The 14,252-nt window shown below is 61.5% G+C and carries 12 protein-coding genes; all 12 read right to left on the bottom strand.

Annotated elements, in window-relative coordinates:
* Positions 1–228 precede the first annotated feature (228 nt).
* The 12 genes from lpxC to murD all read right to left on the bottom strand — a co-directional run bounded on the left by lpxC (position 229) and on the right by murD (position 14,249).
* On the bottom strand, positions 229–1,146 hold the full coding sequence (gene lpxC, locus C7477_RS02790) for a UDP-3-O-acyl-N-acetylglucosamine deacetylase (protein WP_110748856.1): 918 nt from the start codon (positions 1,144–1,146) through the stop codon (positions 229–231).
* Between the two features lie 282 nt (positions 1,147–1,428).
* Positions 1,429–3,096 carry a cell division protein FtsZ gene (ftsZ, locus tag C7477_RS02795; RefSeq protein WP_110748718.1) on the bottom strand — a complete coding sequence of 556 codons (1,668 nt, stop codon included), beginning with the start codon at positions 3,094–3,096 and terminating at the stop codon, positions 1,429–1,431.
* Between the two features lie 86 nt (positions 3,097–3,182).
* Positions 3,183–4,499 (bottom strand): cell division protein FtsA, encoded by a 1,317-nt coding sequence (ftsA, locus tag C7477_RS02800; RefSeq protein WP_110748720.1) that lies wholly within the window; start codon positions 4,497–4,499, stop codon positions 3,183–3,185.
* Positions 4,496–5,425 (bottom strand): cell division protein FtsQ/DivIB, encoded by a 930-nt coding sequence (locus C7477_RS02805; protein WP_110748723.1) that lies wholly within the window; start codon positions 5,423–5,425, stop codon positions 4,496–4,498. Before C7477_RS02805 ends, ftsA begins: the two co-directional genes overlap by 4 nt.
* Positions 5,413–6,339 (bottom strand): D-alanine--D-alanine ligase, encoded by a 927-nt coding sequence (locus tag C7477_RS02810; protein ID WP_110748725.1) that lies wholly within the window; start codon positions 6,337–6,339, stop codon positions 5,413–5,415. The genes C7477_RS02805 and C7477_RS02810 overlap by 13 nt, the downstream gene beginning before the upstream one ends.
* Positions 6,340–6,544: 205 nt before the next feature.
* On the bottom strand, positions 6,545–7,081 hold the full coding sequence (locus C7477_RS02815) for an isochorismatase family protein (protein ID WP_245411692.1): 537 nt from the start codon (positions 7,079–7,081) through the stop codon (positions 6,545–6,547).
* A gap of 60 nt (positions 7,082–7,141) precedes the next feature.
* Complete coding sequence (locus C7477_RS02820; protein WP_110748727.1) at positions 7,142–7,558, bottom strand: coiled-coil domain-containing protein; 417 nt, start codon at positions 7,556–7,558, stop codon at positions 7,142–7,144.
* Position 7,559: 1 nt separating this feature from the next.
* Positions 7,560–8,525 carry a UDP-N-acetylmuramate dehydrogenase gene (gene murB / locus C7477_RS02825; RefSeq protein ID WP_110748730.1) on the bottom strand — a complete coding sequence of 322 codons (966 nt, stop codon included), beginning with the start codon at positions 8,523–8,525 and terminating at the stop codon, positions 7,560–7,562.
* 261 nt (positions 8,526–8,786) lie between these two features.
* Positions 8,787–10,187, bottom strand: coding sequence for a UDP-N-acetylmuramate--L-alanine ligase (murC, locus tag C7477_RS02830; RefSeq protein WP_110748732.1), 1,401 nt, complete (start codon positions 10,185–10,187; stop codon positions 8,787–8,789).
* Positions 10,184–11,311, bottom strand: coding sequence for an undecaprenyldiphospho-muramoylpentapeptide beta-N-acetylglucosaminyltransferase (murG, locus tag C7477_RS02835; protein ID WP_110748734.1), 1,128 nt, complete (start codon positions 11,309–11,311; stop codon positions 10,184–10,186). The genes murC and murG overlap by 4 nt, the downstream gene beginning before the upstream one ends.
* Entirely contained in the window at positions 11,311–12,471 is a 1,161-nt protein-coding gene (ftsW, locus tag C7477_RS02840; RefSeq protein ID WP_110748736.1) for a putative lipid II flippase FtsW, read from the bottom strand. The genes murG and ftsW overlap by 1 nt, the downstream gene beginning before the upstream one ends.
* Positions 12,472–12,863: 392 nt before the next feature.
* On the bottom strand, positions 12,864–14,249 hold the full coding sequence (murD, locus tag C7477_RS02845) for a UDP-N-acetylmuramoyl-L-alanine--D-glutamate ligase (protein ID WP_110748738.1): 1,386 nt from the start codon (positions 14,247–14,249) through the stop codon (positions 12,864–12,866).
* Positions 14,250–14,252 lie beyond the last annotated feature (3 nt).

Raw genomic sequence — 14,252 nt, forward strand, 5'->3', positions numbered from 1 at the left:
CGGCGATTAACCCTGATTTTATGATTCCGCGCACATCATTCCGCCATTTGTTGACGGCTCAATTATGGCTGGACCGCCACAAATCATTGCGGCAGGAACAATCCACAAAATAATCATGAAAATTTAGCTTAGAGATTGTCTTGATTGACACGCCGGCAGGACAAGACCGCTTGTTCTGCCATCATTCTCGGGACAAGCCCGATATGACGACCAGCGACAGACGCGGCCTTATCGAGCCAGACTTGCCGCGGGCCGCTCACGTGGCCGTTGGCCGGCGGTTTCCGCAATCTCAAAGGCTGAACGATCCGCCAGCAGCGCCCGTAGCGTGGCCGTGTTGAGGCGATGGCCGCTGCGATAGGAACGGAAGCAGCCGATGAACGGGCTGCCCGCAAGCGCCAGATCACCCACGGCATCGAGCGTCTTGTGACGGACGAACTCATCGGGGAAACGCAAGCCACCGGGATTGATAACCGCATTGTCGTCGCCGATCACTACCGAATTGTCGAGCGAGGAACCCAGCGCATGGCCGGAAGCCCAGAGCTTTTCGACATCCTTCATGAAGCCGAATGTACGCGCGCGGGCAATCTCGCGGCGAAAAATCTCCGAATTCATGTCACTGGCGAAGCGCTGGCGTCCGATCAGCGGACAATCGTAATCGATCTCCACCTCGAAACGCATATTATCGTGTGGACGAAACTCTGCCCAGGAGCCCCCTGCTTCAACGCGCACTGTTTTCAAGACGCGAATGAAACGGCGATTGGCCGCTTGAGCGACAATGCCTGCTTCGTCAAAGGCCTCTATGAAACGGATAGAAGCGCCGTCGAGAATCGGCACTTCCGGTCCATCGATCTCGATGACGAGATTGTCGATCTCCATCGCCATCACCGCCGCCATCAGATGCTCGACCGTATCGACCTTGACGCCATGGATCCCAAGCGACGTGCAGAAATCCGTCGCGCCGATCTCCGAGGCAAGCGCCCTTATTTCATGCACTTTGCCATCTGCGTCGGCGCGATGAAAAACAATACCCGTATCCGGATCTGCGGGGAGAAAATGAACCGTTGCCGGATCGCCGCTATGGACGCCAATTCCGGCAAGCGTGATCGGATTTGCGAGCGTTTTCTGATATCCCGAAACGATCCCCATGGACGGCCCACCTTGCGTTTTATTATATTTGACGGACATGACAGCCATGTCCAGCGCTTATATGCCCCAGGAAACCCTTGTCCCCAAGCGGAAATCGGGAGGCGCTCTGTTTAAGCAGAAGATAGTATTCGCTCCTTGGCCGTCAAAATCACGCTTCTTTAACGATTGTTACGCCGCCATCAAGGGCGGACAATAAATTATTCCATTGTTTCAATTAGATAAAGAAATCCCCGCCAGTGACAAGCACGGACGGGGATTGCATTATAACCAAGTCGTGAATGTTCAGTTCGCCTGGCGACGCAGGAAGGCCGGGATTTCCAGCTGGTCCTCTTCCGAAACCTGGCGTGGCTGCGGACGGCCCTGGCCGTCGAGCTGGCCCTGACGCGGCGCGTAGATCGACGCATCCTGCGAGAGCGGACGGCGCGGTTCCGCCGGACGCATCGCCGGTTCGCGGTGCTGCGCGGGCTCGAGCCGTGCCTGCGGCTCTTCCTCGCGGCGCGAGGACAAACCGCGCGTCAGGCGGTTAAGCAGACCACGCGGACCGCGATCTTCCGCGGGCGGGGTATGCTGTGCGTTCAGCGCCGCCTGCGCCACCGGCGGCAAGTCGGCAACATTCGGCATCCGGGGCGCGGGGCGCGGAGCAGGCGCGCTCTGCATCGGCTGCGGCTGATGCTGCGGAGCAGCCGTGAATTGCGGTGCCTGCGGTCGCGGTGCGGGCGCGGGTGCCGGTGCGCGGTTGTCAAAGGCCTCAGGCGCGGGCGCATGGAATATCCGGCTCTGCGGGCGGAAATCCTGCTCTTGCGCGAGCGATTCCATCAGCTGCTGCGAAAGATCGGCCTCAGCGGCGTGGATCGCCTGGGCAACCGGATCCGGCTGCGGGGCGGGCTGTTGAACCGGACGCTGCAGCGGAGCTTGCGCGACGGGCTTGACGGCAGGCTTCATCGCCTGGCGAAATTCCAGCGGCGCAGGCGCCGCGTCTCCAATCTGCTTGTCGATGCCAGTTGCCACAACCGAAACGCGGATAACGCCTTCCAGTCCTTCGTCGAAAGTCGCGCCAAGGATGATGTTGGCGTCCTGATCCACTTCCTCGCGAATACGGGTCGCCGCCTCGTCCACCTCGAACAGCGTCATGTCGCGTCCGCCGGTGATCGAGATCAGCAGGCCCCGCGCGCCGCGCATCGAAGTCTCGTCGAGCAGCGGGTTGGCGATAGCAGCTTCGGCGGCAGCCATCGCACGGCCTTCGCCGGAAGCCTCGCCCGTGCCCATCATTGCCTTGCCCATCTCGCGCATCACCGAACGCACGTCGGCGAAGTCGAGATTGATGAGGCCTTCCTTCACCATCAGGTCGGTGATGCAGGCAACGCCCGAATAGAGCACCTGGTCGGCCATCGCGAAGGCATCCGCGAAGGTCGTCTTGTCGTTGGCGATACGGAAAAGGTTTTGGTTCGGGATGACAATAAGAGTGTCAACGTTCTTCTGCAGCTCCTCGATGCCCATCTCGGCGGTCTTCATCCGCCGAGCGCCCTCGAAATGGAACGGCTTCGTCACGACGCCGACGGTGAGAATACCCTTTTCACGCGCCGCGCGCGCCACCACGGGAGCAGCACCCGTGCCCGTGCCGCCGCCCATGCCGGCGGTGACGAAGCACATATGCGTACCCGACAGATGATCGATGATCTCGTCAATGCACTCCTCGGCGGCAGCGCGGCCGACCTCAGGCTGCGATCCGGCGCCAAGGCCTTCCGTGACGGCAGTACCGAGCTGGATGAGGCGCTCCGACTTGGACATGGCCAACGCCTGCGCATCGGTGTTCGCCACCACGAAATCGACGCCGCGCAGACCCGCATTGATCATGTTGTTAACAGCGTTGCCGCCGCCGCCACCCACACCAAATACGGTGATGCGCGGCTTAAGCTCGGTGATGTCCGGCTTGTGCAGATTGATAGTCATCGTTCCTCGTCCTTTTGCCTTTCCACCGCTTCGCCGCCGCGGTGCCGAATAAAGTTGTTATTGCCCGGTCGTCCGTTGTGCCTGGTTCAGAAGCTCTCTCTCAGCCATTGCCCCATGCGATAGATGGGACCGCCCGTCCCCGTCATGCGGTTCATCGCGCTCACGGAACGCTCATCGATGCCTGCGATCTGCGGATAGATCAAAAGCCCGATGGTCGCCGCGAAAGCTGCTCCCTTGGCCGCCTCGGGAAGCCCCGCCACCCCGAGAGGACGACCGATCCTGACATTGCGCGCCAGAATGCGCCGCGCTGCTTCAGGCATTCCGGCAAGCTGGCTCGCGCCGCCCGTCAGCACCACCCGTTTGCCGACGATATGGCCAAGACCGGATTGGTTGAGCCGGTCGCGCACCAGTTCCAGCGTCTCCTCAACCCGCGCGCGGATGATGCGTGTCAGCACCGAACGCGGATATTGGTTCGGCACGTCGTGATCGTCCTCGCCGATGGGCGGAACGCTGATCATATCGCGGTCATCGGCACCACTCGGCAACGCCGAGCCGTACATGACCTTGAGCCGTTCCGCATCGTCCATGCGCGCGGAAAAGGCTTTGGCCACATCCATCGTCACGTGATTGCCGCCGATGGCGATGGCGTCCGCATGGATGAATTTCCCCTCGGAGAAAACCGAAATCGTGGTCGTGCCGCCGCCCATGTCGATGCAGGCCGCGCCCATCTCCGCCTCGTCGTCGACAAGAACCGAAAGGCCGCTCGCATAGGGTGTAGCGACAATCGCCTCGACCGAGAGGTGGCAACGGTTGATGCAAAGCTCCAGATTGCGCAGCGGAACATTGTCCGCCGTCAGCACGTGCATGTCGACGCCCAGCGCGTCGCCCAGCATACCGAGCGGATCACGGATGCCGCGCTCGCCGTCGAGCGTATAGCCGACGGGCAGCGCATGGATGACATGGCGCTCCGCCGCAAGCGCCTGCTTGGCGCCGGCGGTCAGCACACGGCGAATATCCGCCTTGTCGATTTCGTGGCCGCCGAGGCTGACGCTGGCGCCGAACGTTTCGCTCCTGAGCCGCCCGGCGGAAATGTTGACGATGAGCGACTCGACCGTCAGCCCGGCCATGCGCTCTGCCGCATCGACCGCGAGCCGAATCGACTGCTCCGCCGCGTCGAGATCGGTGATGACGCCCGACTTCACGCCGCGCGATTTCTGGTGCCCGATGCCGAGCACCTCCATGCGATGCGTGCGGCCAGGCAGCAGCGTGCTCTCCTCGCGCGGCCTGAGCCGTGCGATCAGGCAGGAAACCTTGCTGGAGCCGACATCCAGAACGGTCAGCAGACGTACGCGACGCCCTGAAGACCCGGCTTGGGATGTATTTTTGCCGCCGAGAATACTCATACGCGTTTCCTCGCCTGGGCCAATTGCTTGTCGCGCTCCTTGAGCGTCTGCTCACGGCGCTCCATCGCCCCGGGCGTCAGGCGGACGCTCACCCGGTCCTGCAAGCGCATGTCGACGGCGAGAATATCGCGCGACAAAAGCCCATTTTCCTGATCGAGCTTGTCGATCGCGGCAAGCGTCGCTTCCGCGTCATTCTCGGGAAGCATGATCCGGACGCCGTTTTCGAGCAGAATGTCCCAGCGGCGATCCGCGACGCGAATATAGGCGCGCGCCTTGCCGGCCAGATGCGGGAAGGCCGCGACCTTGGCGACAAAATCCTTTGCCGCCGGGCCTGCCCCCTCGCCTACCACCAGCGGCAAATCCGCATGACGGCCGGAAAAAGGAACGATCGGCTTGCCGGCATCGTCGACGAGCGACAAATCCTTGTCGCGCTGCCAGATCGCAAACGCCTTGCGCTCGCCGATGGCGACATGAACCGTTCCAGGATAGATCTTGCGCACATCGACAGCTTCGATCCACGGCAGAAGGGCGATTGCTCCGCGCGCTTCTTCCGCGCTCATGCCGATCAGCGAAGTCTCGCCGTCAAGAGCCAGCGCGCCCAGCACATCGATCTCCGACGTCTCACGATTGCCCGCCACATCGACCTTCTCGATCGCGAAGCCCAATGTGGAGGTGGTTGCCTTGACGACCTCAGGCGTATGGCCGCCAAGCGTCATGCCGTAGAGGCCGGTGAGACCGAGAAAACCCATCGCGCCGACGGTTCCGAAATAGCGCGGCACCGCGACATTGCCCTCTGCCAAGCGCATGACAAGACGAAAAGGCTTGCGGAGGAATTTCGGCAGAACGAACGCGCTCTGAGCCGCCGATGCATGACGCATCGCAGCAGCCCTGTCGGCGCTATAAGCTCTACCGTTCAACGCAGGCACGATGCGTCCTCCACTATCCAACTCAACAAATCACCGAAGGAATGCCCCGCGGCTCTGGCAATATCCGGCACCAGCGATGTTGGCGTCATGCCGGGCTGGGTATTGATTTCCAGCCAGACAAGCTCCCCATCTTCCGAAAAACGATCATCGTATCGGAAGTCGGAACGGCTCACGCCCTTGCAGCCAATCGCCTGATGCGCCTTGAGTGCCATTGTTTGTATTTTTTGGTAAATTTTCGGTAAAATTTTTGCCGGGCATTCGTGTTTTGATGCGCCAACGACATACTTCGAATCGTAATCATAGAATTGGTGACCGACCGGAATGATCTCGCAGACGCCCAACGCCACATCGCCCATCACGGCGCAGGTCAGCTCCCGCCCGGCGACATAGCGCTCGACCATGACCGAATCGCCATACCCCCATTCAGACGAGGTGATGATCTGCGGCGGATGCGACTGATCTTCCTTGACGATCACCACGCCGAAGCTTGACCCCTCGCGCACCGGCTTCACCACATAAGGCGGCTTCATCGGATGGCTGGAGGTGAAATCGAATCGATTCATCACCTTCGAATCGGCAACCGAAACACCGGCCGCAGAAGCGACGATCTTCGCCCGCTCCTTATCCATGGCAAGCGCCGAGGCGAGCACACCGGAATGCGTGTAGGGAATGCGCAAATATTCGAGAATACCCTGAATCGAACCATCCTCGCCAAAGGGGCCATGCAGGGCATTGAAGGCGACATCGGGCTTCAAATCAGCCAGCACGTGCGCAACATCGCTGCCGACATCGACCCGCGTCACGGCATAACCTTCGGCCTCCAGGGCCTCGGCGCACGCGGCACCCGACGAGAGGCTCACCGGGCGCTCCGATGAAAATCCACCCATCAAAACCGCGACATGCTTCTTCGCCATGCGAGAAATCCCCTCTGCGTTTAAGATTTTGAGTTCAGCACACCGAAATGCAACCAACCGGCCACCCACGGAGAAACCGCAAGCACCCGTGACAGGCAAATCACCCGCCGACTCAAATCAGTTAACGCTTGGACCTATAAGAATCAGAGAGTCGATTCCGTGGCAACCCTTTTCGTTAGGGAGCGATTTTTGTCGTGGAGGGAAATTATCCAGCCAGCACCGGCGAAGCGTTGACAACCTTCGCAAACCCCGCCTCAAGGTGAGCCATTGTCACATCAAAGATCGTGCGGGCCGATAGGCCGGCTGAAGGCAAATCGAAGCCAATTACGGCATCTCGCACAGCCATCATATTGAAGCCGAGATCGGCCCCCGCCCGAACCGTCGAGTTAACGCAAAACCCGGCTACCGCGCCGGTAACGACCAGGTCGACTATGCCTTTGTCATGCAGATGGGCTGCAAGATCGGTCGAGGCGAAACCCGATGAAGTCCGTTTAAAGAAAACAGGCTCATCATCAAGCGCTTCCGCACATCGCATAGGCGAATAACCCGCCGCATCGAAATGGAATGGCGACGCTGGGTCCTCATCGCGATGCCGAATATGAATGACCGGCAAACCCTTCTGACGGAAGGCATCGGAAAGCTCCGCGATCTTGGCCGGAGCATCGGGATTGACATGATCCCTGCCGCCCTCGATCCGACGCTGCATCTCCATCTGCATGTCGATGATAAGCAAAGCCTTCACACTGTCTTCCTCATCATTACGGCAGGAACTACCGGAGCAACTTACGCAAATGAAGCGGATTTAAAGGCCAGCCAGACCGAATCTGATGAACGCAAACGTTGCACCCATAATAGCCATCACCATGCCCAAAAGCTGGAATGTCGTAGGCATGGCGGAAACGCGCCCTTTAAGTTCGGCGACATCGCTCACAAGCTTATCCAGCTTGGAGACGTCCCTATCTAGCTTGGAGACGTCGGCACCCAGCTTGGAGACGTCCTTATCGAGTTTGGAGACGTCGCTCACAAGCTGGTCGATCTTGGATACGTCCTTGTCGAGCTTGGAGACGTCGCTTACAAGCCTATCCAGCTTGAAGTCCATCTTGTCGAGCTTCTTCTCAAGGGCCGATACACGTTCTTCCATACCGTTGAATGTGCCATCACCGCCGCCTGTTTTCAAGGTGCGCGGTTCTTCGGACTTCTGGACTGCAGACTTACTCATTTTAACTTCCCCCTAAAAACTCCCGCACTTCCCGCCCCCGCTCGAACAGCCCCAGCCGCTTGATTTCCCAATGCAGCCGGATGCCTGAATTCTCCAGCACACGCGCCCTCACCGTCTCGCCCAGTGTCTCCAGGTCATACCCGGTCGCATTACCGATGTTGATCATGAAATTGCAGTGCATCTCGGACATCTGCGCCCCGCCGACCATTTTCCCGCGGCAGCCGGCCTTGTCGATTTCCTTCCAGGCAGATGAACCTTCCGGGTTCTTGAAGGTCGACCCCCCGGTCTTCTCGCGGATTGGCTGCACCGTCTCGCGGTGGTGCTGCACAGCATCCATCGCCGCCCGGATTTCGTCATGCTCGCCCGGCATTCCCTCGAAAAGCGCCGAGGTGAAGATCAGTTCTGGCGGCACGGAGGAATGGCGATAGGCATAGCCCAAATCGGCATTGGAGAGGACGTGCAGGTCGCCCTTGCGATCAAGCGCTCTGACCTCCACCACCCGCTCGCGCGTCTCCACGCCATTTGCCCCAGCATTCATGCGCAGCGCGCCGCCGATGCCGCCGGGGATGCCGTGATAGAAATGAAAGCCGGCAATGTTTGCTTCCAGCGCCGCCGCCGCCAGCCGCTTGTCCGGCGCAGCCGTCCCAGCGCGAAGCCGCGTTTCCGACACGCGTTCGATCTCGCCGAAACCCTTGGCCGAAAGCCGCACGACAAAGCCCGGAATGCCACCATCGCGCACCAGCAGATTGGAGCCGATGCCGACCACCATGACCGGAATTTCCTCCGGCACCGCCCTTAGAAACGCCGCCAGATCCTCCTCGTCCGCAGGCTGAAACAGCACCTCCGCCAACCCGCCGGCGCGGAACCAAGTGATCTTGTCCATCTCAGCATTGGGCGTGATCCGGCCCCGCAGCCCGGAAAACCTGTCACCCAGCTTCGCTATCAGCGCTTCGCCGTCACCGATCATCAACTTTCTCCTGTAAGTACCACGCCCTGGCGTTTTCTCTTTTCAAATGGAAAGGCTGGCGGGACAGCACCCCCTCTGCCCTCCCGGGCATCTCCCCCACAAGGAGGGAGATTGGCCTGCATCGATGACGGCACTTACTCTGCAATGTTTGCGACCAGCAGCGGCGTTCATAGCAGCGTGATCTCCCCCCTTGTGGGGGAGATAAGGCAAGCCAGAGGGGGTGCCTGGCGCTTCCATCAAAACACCGTCTGCTCTCCGGCGCTAGAGATTGGCCAGTTCCTTCGGCAGCGCATACGCCCATTGCGTAATATTTCCCGCGCCGAGACAAACGACGAAATCGCCCGGCTCGCCCACCGAAGCAACCAGCGGCGCCAGCGCCTCTGGACCGGTGACATAGCGCGCATCCCGATGTCCCGCCGTCTTGATCCGGCTGACCAGCGTCTCGGAATCGATACCCTCGATAGGCTCCTCGCCCGCCGTATAGACCGGCGCGACGGCGACGATATCGGCATCGTTGAAGCAGGCGGCGAAATCGTCGAAGAGGCTCGCAAGCCGCGTATAGCGGTGCGGCTGGACGATGGCGATGACGCGCCCCTGCGTCGCCTCCCGCGCCGCCCGAAGCACCGCCCTGATCTCGACGGGGTGATGGCCGTAATCATCGAATATCTCGACGCCGTTCCATGTACCCGTATGGGTGAAGCGCCGCTTGACGCCGCCAAAGGACGAAAGCCCCTTTTTGATGTCTTCGTCCGAAATGCCGAGCTCATGCGCGACCGCGATGGCCGCCGTCGCATTGGAGACATTATGCCGTCCCGGCATCGGCAGGGTGAGCCCAGGGATTTCAATGAGATCGCCGCCCTTGCGCGAACGGATGATCACGTCGAAGGTGGAAGAGGCGCCCTTGAAGGCATGGTTGACGAAACGCACGTCGGCCTGCGGGTTCTCGCCATAGGTGACGACGCGGCGGTCCTCGATGCGGCTGACCAGCGCCTGCACTTCCGGGTGGTCGAGGCACATCACGCCGAAACCGTAGAACGGCACGTTCTCGACGAACTGTCGGAAAGCCTCCCGCACATTGTCGAAGGAGCCGTAATGGTCGAGATGTTCCGGGTCGATATTGGTGACGACGGCGACATCGGCGGGCAGCTTCAGGAAGGTGCCGTCGCTCTCATCCGCCTCCACCACCATCCAGTCGCCCGCGCCCATCCGCGCATTGGTGCCATAGGCGTTGATGATGCCGCCATTGATGACGGTCGGATCGAAATTGCCCGCTTCCAGCAGCGCCGCGACCATCGAGGTCGTGGTCGTCTTGCCGTGCGTGCCGCCGATGGCCACCGCCTGGCGGAAGCGCATCAGCTCGGCCAGCATTTCGGCGCGCCGCACGACCGGCAGCAAGCGCTCCCGCGCGGCCACCAGTTCGGGATTGTTCTTGCGGATCGCGGTCGAGACGACCACGACCTCGGCATCGCCCAAGTTTTCGGCATTGTGACCGACGAACACCTCGATACCCTTGTCGCGCAGGCGCTGCACATTCGCCCCGTCGGACTGGTCCGAACCCTGCACCCGGTAGCCAAGGCTGTGCAAGGCTTCCGCGATGCCGCTCATGCCGATGCCGCCTATGCCGATGAAATGCACAAGCCCGATATTCAGCGGCATCTTCATGGCCGGTTTCCTTCCTTGAATTCCTGAATTGTTTTGCCCGACGCAATAGCCTCTGCGAGATCGGCAAGCAACCGCGTGGCCTCCGGCCTGCCCGCGCCCTGCGCCGCCTTCGCCATCGCCGCCAGCCGCTCCGGCTGGTTCATGGCATCGGTGATGATCTGCGCAAGCCGCGCCGGGTCCAGTTCCGACTGGCGGATAACCTGCGCCCCGCCAGCGGCTTCCAGCGCCGCCGCGTTGGCCGCCTGGTCGTGATCGAGCGCATGGGGAAACGGCACCAGCACCGCCGGACGCCCGATGGCCGCGATTTCCGAGACGGTGGAAGCGCCGGAGCGCGAGATGACGAAATGCGCATTGGCGATACGTGCCGGCATGTCGGTGAAGAACGGCGCTACCTCCGCCTCGAACCCGATTTCCTTATACGCCGCCTTGACTTGGCGCTCATCATCCGAACGGGCTTGCTGGGTGAGCTTCAGCTGCGCCCGAAGCTTTTCCGGCAGCAGCCGGATCGCCGCCGGGATGGCGGTGGAGAAGAACCCCGCGCCCTGGCTGCCGCCGAACACCAATAGGCGGAATGGTTCGCCTGATAGTACCGGCTGGTACGGTTTGCCGATCTCATTCAGCACCGCCGGGCGCACCGGGTTGCCCGTCTGTACCGTTTTGGCGGAAAAGTTCCCCCCTGTCTCAGGCAAAAAGCCCCCTGCGATCGCATCGACACGGGGGGCGAGCCCCCTGTTCGCCCGCCCCATCACCGCGTTCTGCTCATGGATGAGGGTGGGAATTCCCATTCGCGTCGCCGCATAAAGCGGCGGCAAAGTCGGATAGCCGCCGAAGCCGGCAACGAGCTTTGGTTTCAATCGGCGGAAGAGTTGCCTCGAATCGAGATTTCCCTGCCACAGCCGCCACATCGTTTTGGCCAGCGCTATGGGATTGCGCCCGGAAATCGTCGCTGAGCGAATGACATGCACCGCCTTCGCCGGAAACGTACCCGCGAAGCGCTGCGCCCGCGTGTCGGTGGCGAGATGCACCTCCCAACCCCGCGCGGAAAGCTCATGCGCGAGCGCTTCCGCCGGAAACAGATGCCCCCCGGTCCCCCCCGCGCACAGGACGATAACCCCCTTCGACATTATGACCTTCCAAGCGTAAGGCGACGGCCTGCGCTAAAATCGAGCGATGCCGACATGCGCGCCTCCGGCCTGCGCCGCGTCAGCGCCAGCAGAATGCCCATCGTGATCGCCACCGCGATCAGCGATGAGCCGCCATAGGAGATGAACGGCAGCGTCATGCCCTTGGCCGGCATCAGGTGCAGATTAACCGCCATGTTGATGATCGACTGGAAGCCGAACAGGATGACGATGCCGGAAACCGCAAGCCGCGTGAACTCGTCACGCTCTTTCAGCGCAATCGCCAGCCCGCGCACCACGATGAAGGCGAACAGCAGCATGATCAGCAGGCAAAGTATGATGCCGTACTCCTCCGCCGCCACCGAGAAGATGAAGTCCGTATGGCTGTCCGGGATGATGCGCTTGATCGTGCCCTCGCCCGGCCCCTGCCCGAACCAGCCGCCACGTACGATTGCCTCGCGTCCGGCATCCACCTGAAACGTGTCGCCTTCACCGGTCAGAAAGCGGTCGATACGGCCCGCGACATGCGGGAAAAAGGTGTAAGCGCCAAAGGCGCCGCCGACCGCGCATCCGGCGAGAACAACGATCCAGAACCACGGCATCCCGGCCATGAAGAACATCGCGCCCCATGTCGCCGCTGTCAGCATCGTCTGCCCCAGATCGGGCTGCGCCACAAGCAGCGCCGCGACGAGCGCGAACAGCAGCATGGCCAGCAGATTGCCCGGAATGCCCGGACGCCGCTCATGCTCGGCGAAAAGCCAGGCGCAGATGACAACGAAAGCAGGCTTCATGAATTCCGACGGCTGGATCGATATGCCGAGAAGCGAAATCCACCTCCGCGCGCCCTTCACCTCAATGCCGAAGAAGAGCGCCGCGACCATCGCCAGCATCGACACGCCAAGCAGGATCAGCGCGAACCGCCTTATATCCCGCTGCCCCAGAAAGGAGACCCCAATCATTACGCCAAGCGCGGGCAGCATGAACACAATCTGCCGCTCGACGAAATGAAAGCTCGACAGGCCGATGCGCTGCGCCACCGCCGGGCTCGCGGCGAAGGATAACAGAATACCCAGCCCCATCAGCGCCAGGCAGGCCGCGAGAAAAAAGCGGTCGATCGTCCACCACCAATTGGCCACCGGCCCCCGATCGACGCGGCTTACCATGGGTGGGCTCCTTTGATGGGGTGATTGATTCCCAAATGGAAGCGGTGGCGGGGCAGCGCCCCCTTTGCCTTCCGTCCGTCTCCCCGCCCCCCCGTCGTCATCCTCGGGCTTGACCCGAGGATCCACGGCAAGGAGGCGAATACGGCACTATCACCAGCAACGGGATCATTAATCACAAAACGAAATATTGGTCGCGGAACCAATACCGTCTCTACTCGCTGGAATGCGTTTGAGGAGCGGCGACTTCCGTGCTCCCTAGCCGTGGATCCTCGGGTCAAGCCCGAGGATGACGACGGGGACAAAGGGAGATGTCCGGCAGGACAGAGGGGGGCGCCTCGCACCAACGTCACCGTTTCAACGCGACATGCTCTAGGGAGAGATGCGTGGCTCATTTAATCGCTCCCCGTCCCAACCGCCATCACCGCCTCGCGAAACGCCTCCCCTCGTTTCTCAAAATTCTGGAACTGGTCGAAGCTGGCACAGGCCGGCGACAACAGCACCACCGGCTCCGCTACACCATCCTCCGCCGCATCGCGCGCGGCATGTTGGACGGCTGCGGCAATCGTGCCGGAAATTTCATAGGGCGCAGCCTCGCCCAGCGTCGCGGCGAATTGCGGCGCGGCTTCGCCGATCAGATACGCCTTGGCGATGCGCGGGAAAAAGCCTGAGAGCGAGGCGATGCCGCCTTCCTTGGGCAGGCCACCGGCGATCCAGTAGATGCGCTCGAAGGACGACAGCGCCGGCGCGGCGGCGTCCGCATTGGTCGCCTTGGAATCATTGACGAAGAGCACCTTGCCGCGCCGCGCCACCTGCTCCATGCGGTGCGCGAGGCCTGGGAAGGATTTGAGCCCGTCGCGGATTTCCTCAACACCTAAACCAACAGCCAAGCAGGCGGCAATCGCTGCAAGCGCGTTCTGCGCATTGTGCTCGCCGCGCAGCGAGCCAATGCCTTCAAGCGAAACGAGTTCCTCTACCGTACCCCCGCCGGAGCGCATCAGCTTCGGCCCATTGGCAAAAAGACCGTCGGCCAAAGTTTGGCGCTTGGAAATGCGGATGATGGTTTTCCCGGCGCGCTCCAGCCGGTCGGCTATTCCCGCGCAGTAGCTGTCATCGACGCCTACGATAGCCGTATCGCTCCCCGCGACCAGCCTCTCCTTGATATCGGCATAATGCTGCATGGTGCCGTGCCGGTCGAGATGATCCGGCGTCAGATTGAGCAGTATCCCGGCGGTGGGGTTGATCGATGGCGCAAGATCAATCTGGTAGGACGAGCATTCGACGACATAATATTTGTCACGCGCCGGTGGATCGAGCGTCATCACCGCCGTGCCGATATTGCCGCCCAGTTGCACATCGCGGTCCGAGGATTTGACGATATGCGCAATCAGCGCCGTCGTCGTCGATTTACCATTGGTGCCGGTAATGGCGATGAACGGGCTATCCGGCGCGGATCGAGTACGCTCCCGAACAAACATTTCGATGTCGCCGATGATCTCGACACCCGCCGCGCGCGCAATATCCACCGTCCAGTGCGGGCGCGGATGGGTGAGCGGCACACCGGGCGAAAGCACGAACGAGGAAAAATCTTTCCAATCCGCCTGCCTCAGGTCACCCGTCGGGATGCCAGCCGCATTAGCGCGCTCCACGCTCGCCGGATTGTCGTCCCACGCAAGCACACGCGCCCCGCCAGCCATGATCGCCTGTGCGGTAGCGATGCCCGAGCCGCCGAGCCCGAACAGCGCGACGGTCTTGTCCTTGAGGGAATGGGCGGCGATCATCTC

It is taken from the genome of Paramesorhizobium leguminum (assembly GCF_003217235.1).
GTDB lineage: Bacteria > Pseudomonadota > Alphaproteobacteria > Rhizobiales > Rhizobiaceae > Paramesorhizobium > Paramesorhizobium leguminum.

Excerpts from the sequence above, each read along its gene's own strand:
- ftsZ (WP_110748718.1), bottom strand. The coding sequence starts at position 3,096 with ATGACTATCAATCTGCACAAGCCGGACATCACCGAGCTTAAGCCGCGC.
- murD (WP_110748738.1), bottom strand. The coding sequence starts at position 14,249 with ATGATCGCCGCCCATTCCCTCAAGGACAAGACCGTCGCGCTGTTCGGG.
- C7477_RS02820 (WP_110748727.1), bottom strand. The coding sequence starts at position 7,558 with ATGAGTAAGTCTGCAGTCCAGAAGTCCGAAGAACCGCGCACCTTGAAA.
- ftsA (WP_110748720.1), bottom strand. The coding sequence starts at position 4,499 with ATGAGTATTCTCGGCGGCAAAAATACATCCCAAGCCGGGTCTTCAGGG.
- murG (WP_110748734.1), bottom strand. The coding sequence starts at position 11,311 with ATGTCGAAGGGGGTTATCGTCCTGTGCGCGGGGGGGACCGGGGGGCAT.
- murB (WP_110748730.1), bottom strand. The coding sequence starts at position 8,525 with ATGATCGGTGACGGCGAAGCGCTGATAGCGAAGCTGGGTGACAGGTTT.
- lpxC (WP_110748856.1), bottom strand. The coding sequence starts at position 1,146 with ATGGGGATCGTTTCGGGATATCAGAAAACGCTCGCAAATCCGATCACG.
- ftsW (WP_110748736.1), bottom strand. The coding sequence starts at position 12,471 with ATGGTAAGCCGCGTCGATCGGGGGCCGGTGGCCAATTGGTGGTGGACG.
- C7477_RS02810 (WP_110748725.1), bottom strand. The coding sequence starts at position 6,339 with ATGGCGAAGAAGCATGTCGCGGTTTTGATGGGTGGATTTTCATCGGAG.
- murC (WP_110748732.1), bottom strand. The coding sequence starts at position 10,187 with ATGAAGATGCCGCTGAATATCGGGCTTGTGCATTTCATCGGCATAGGC.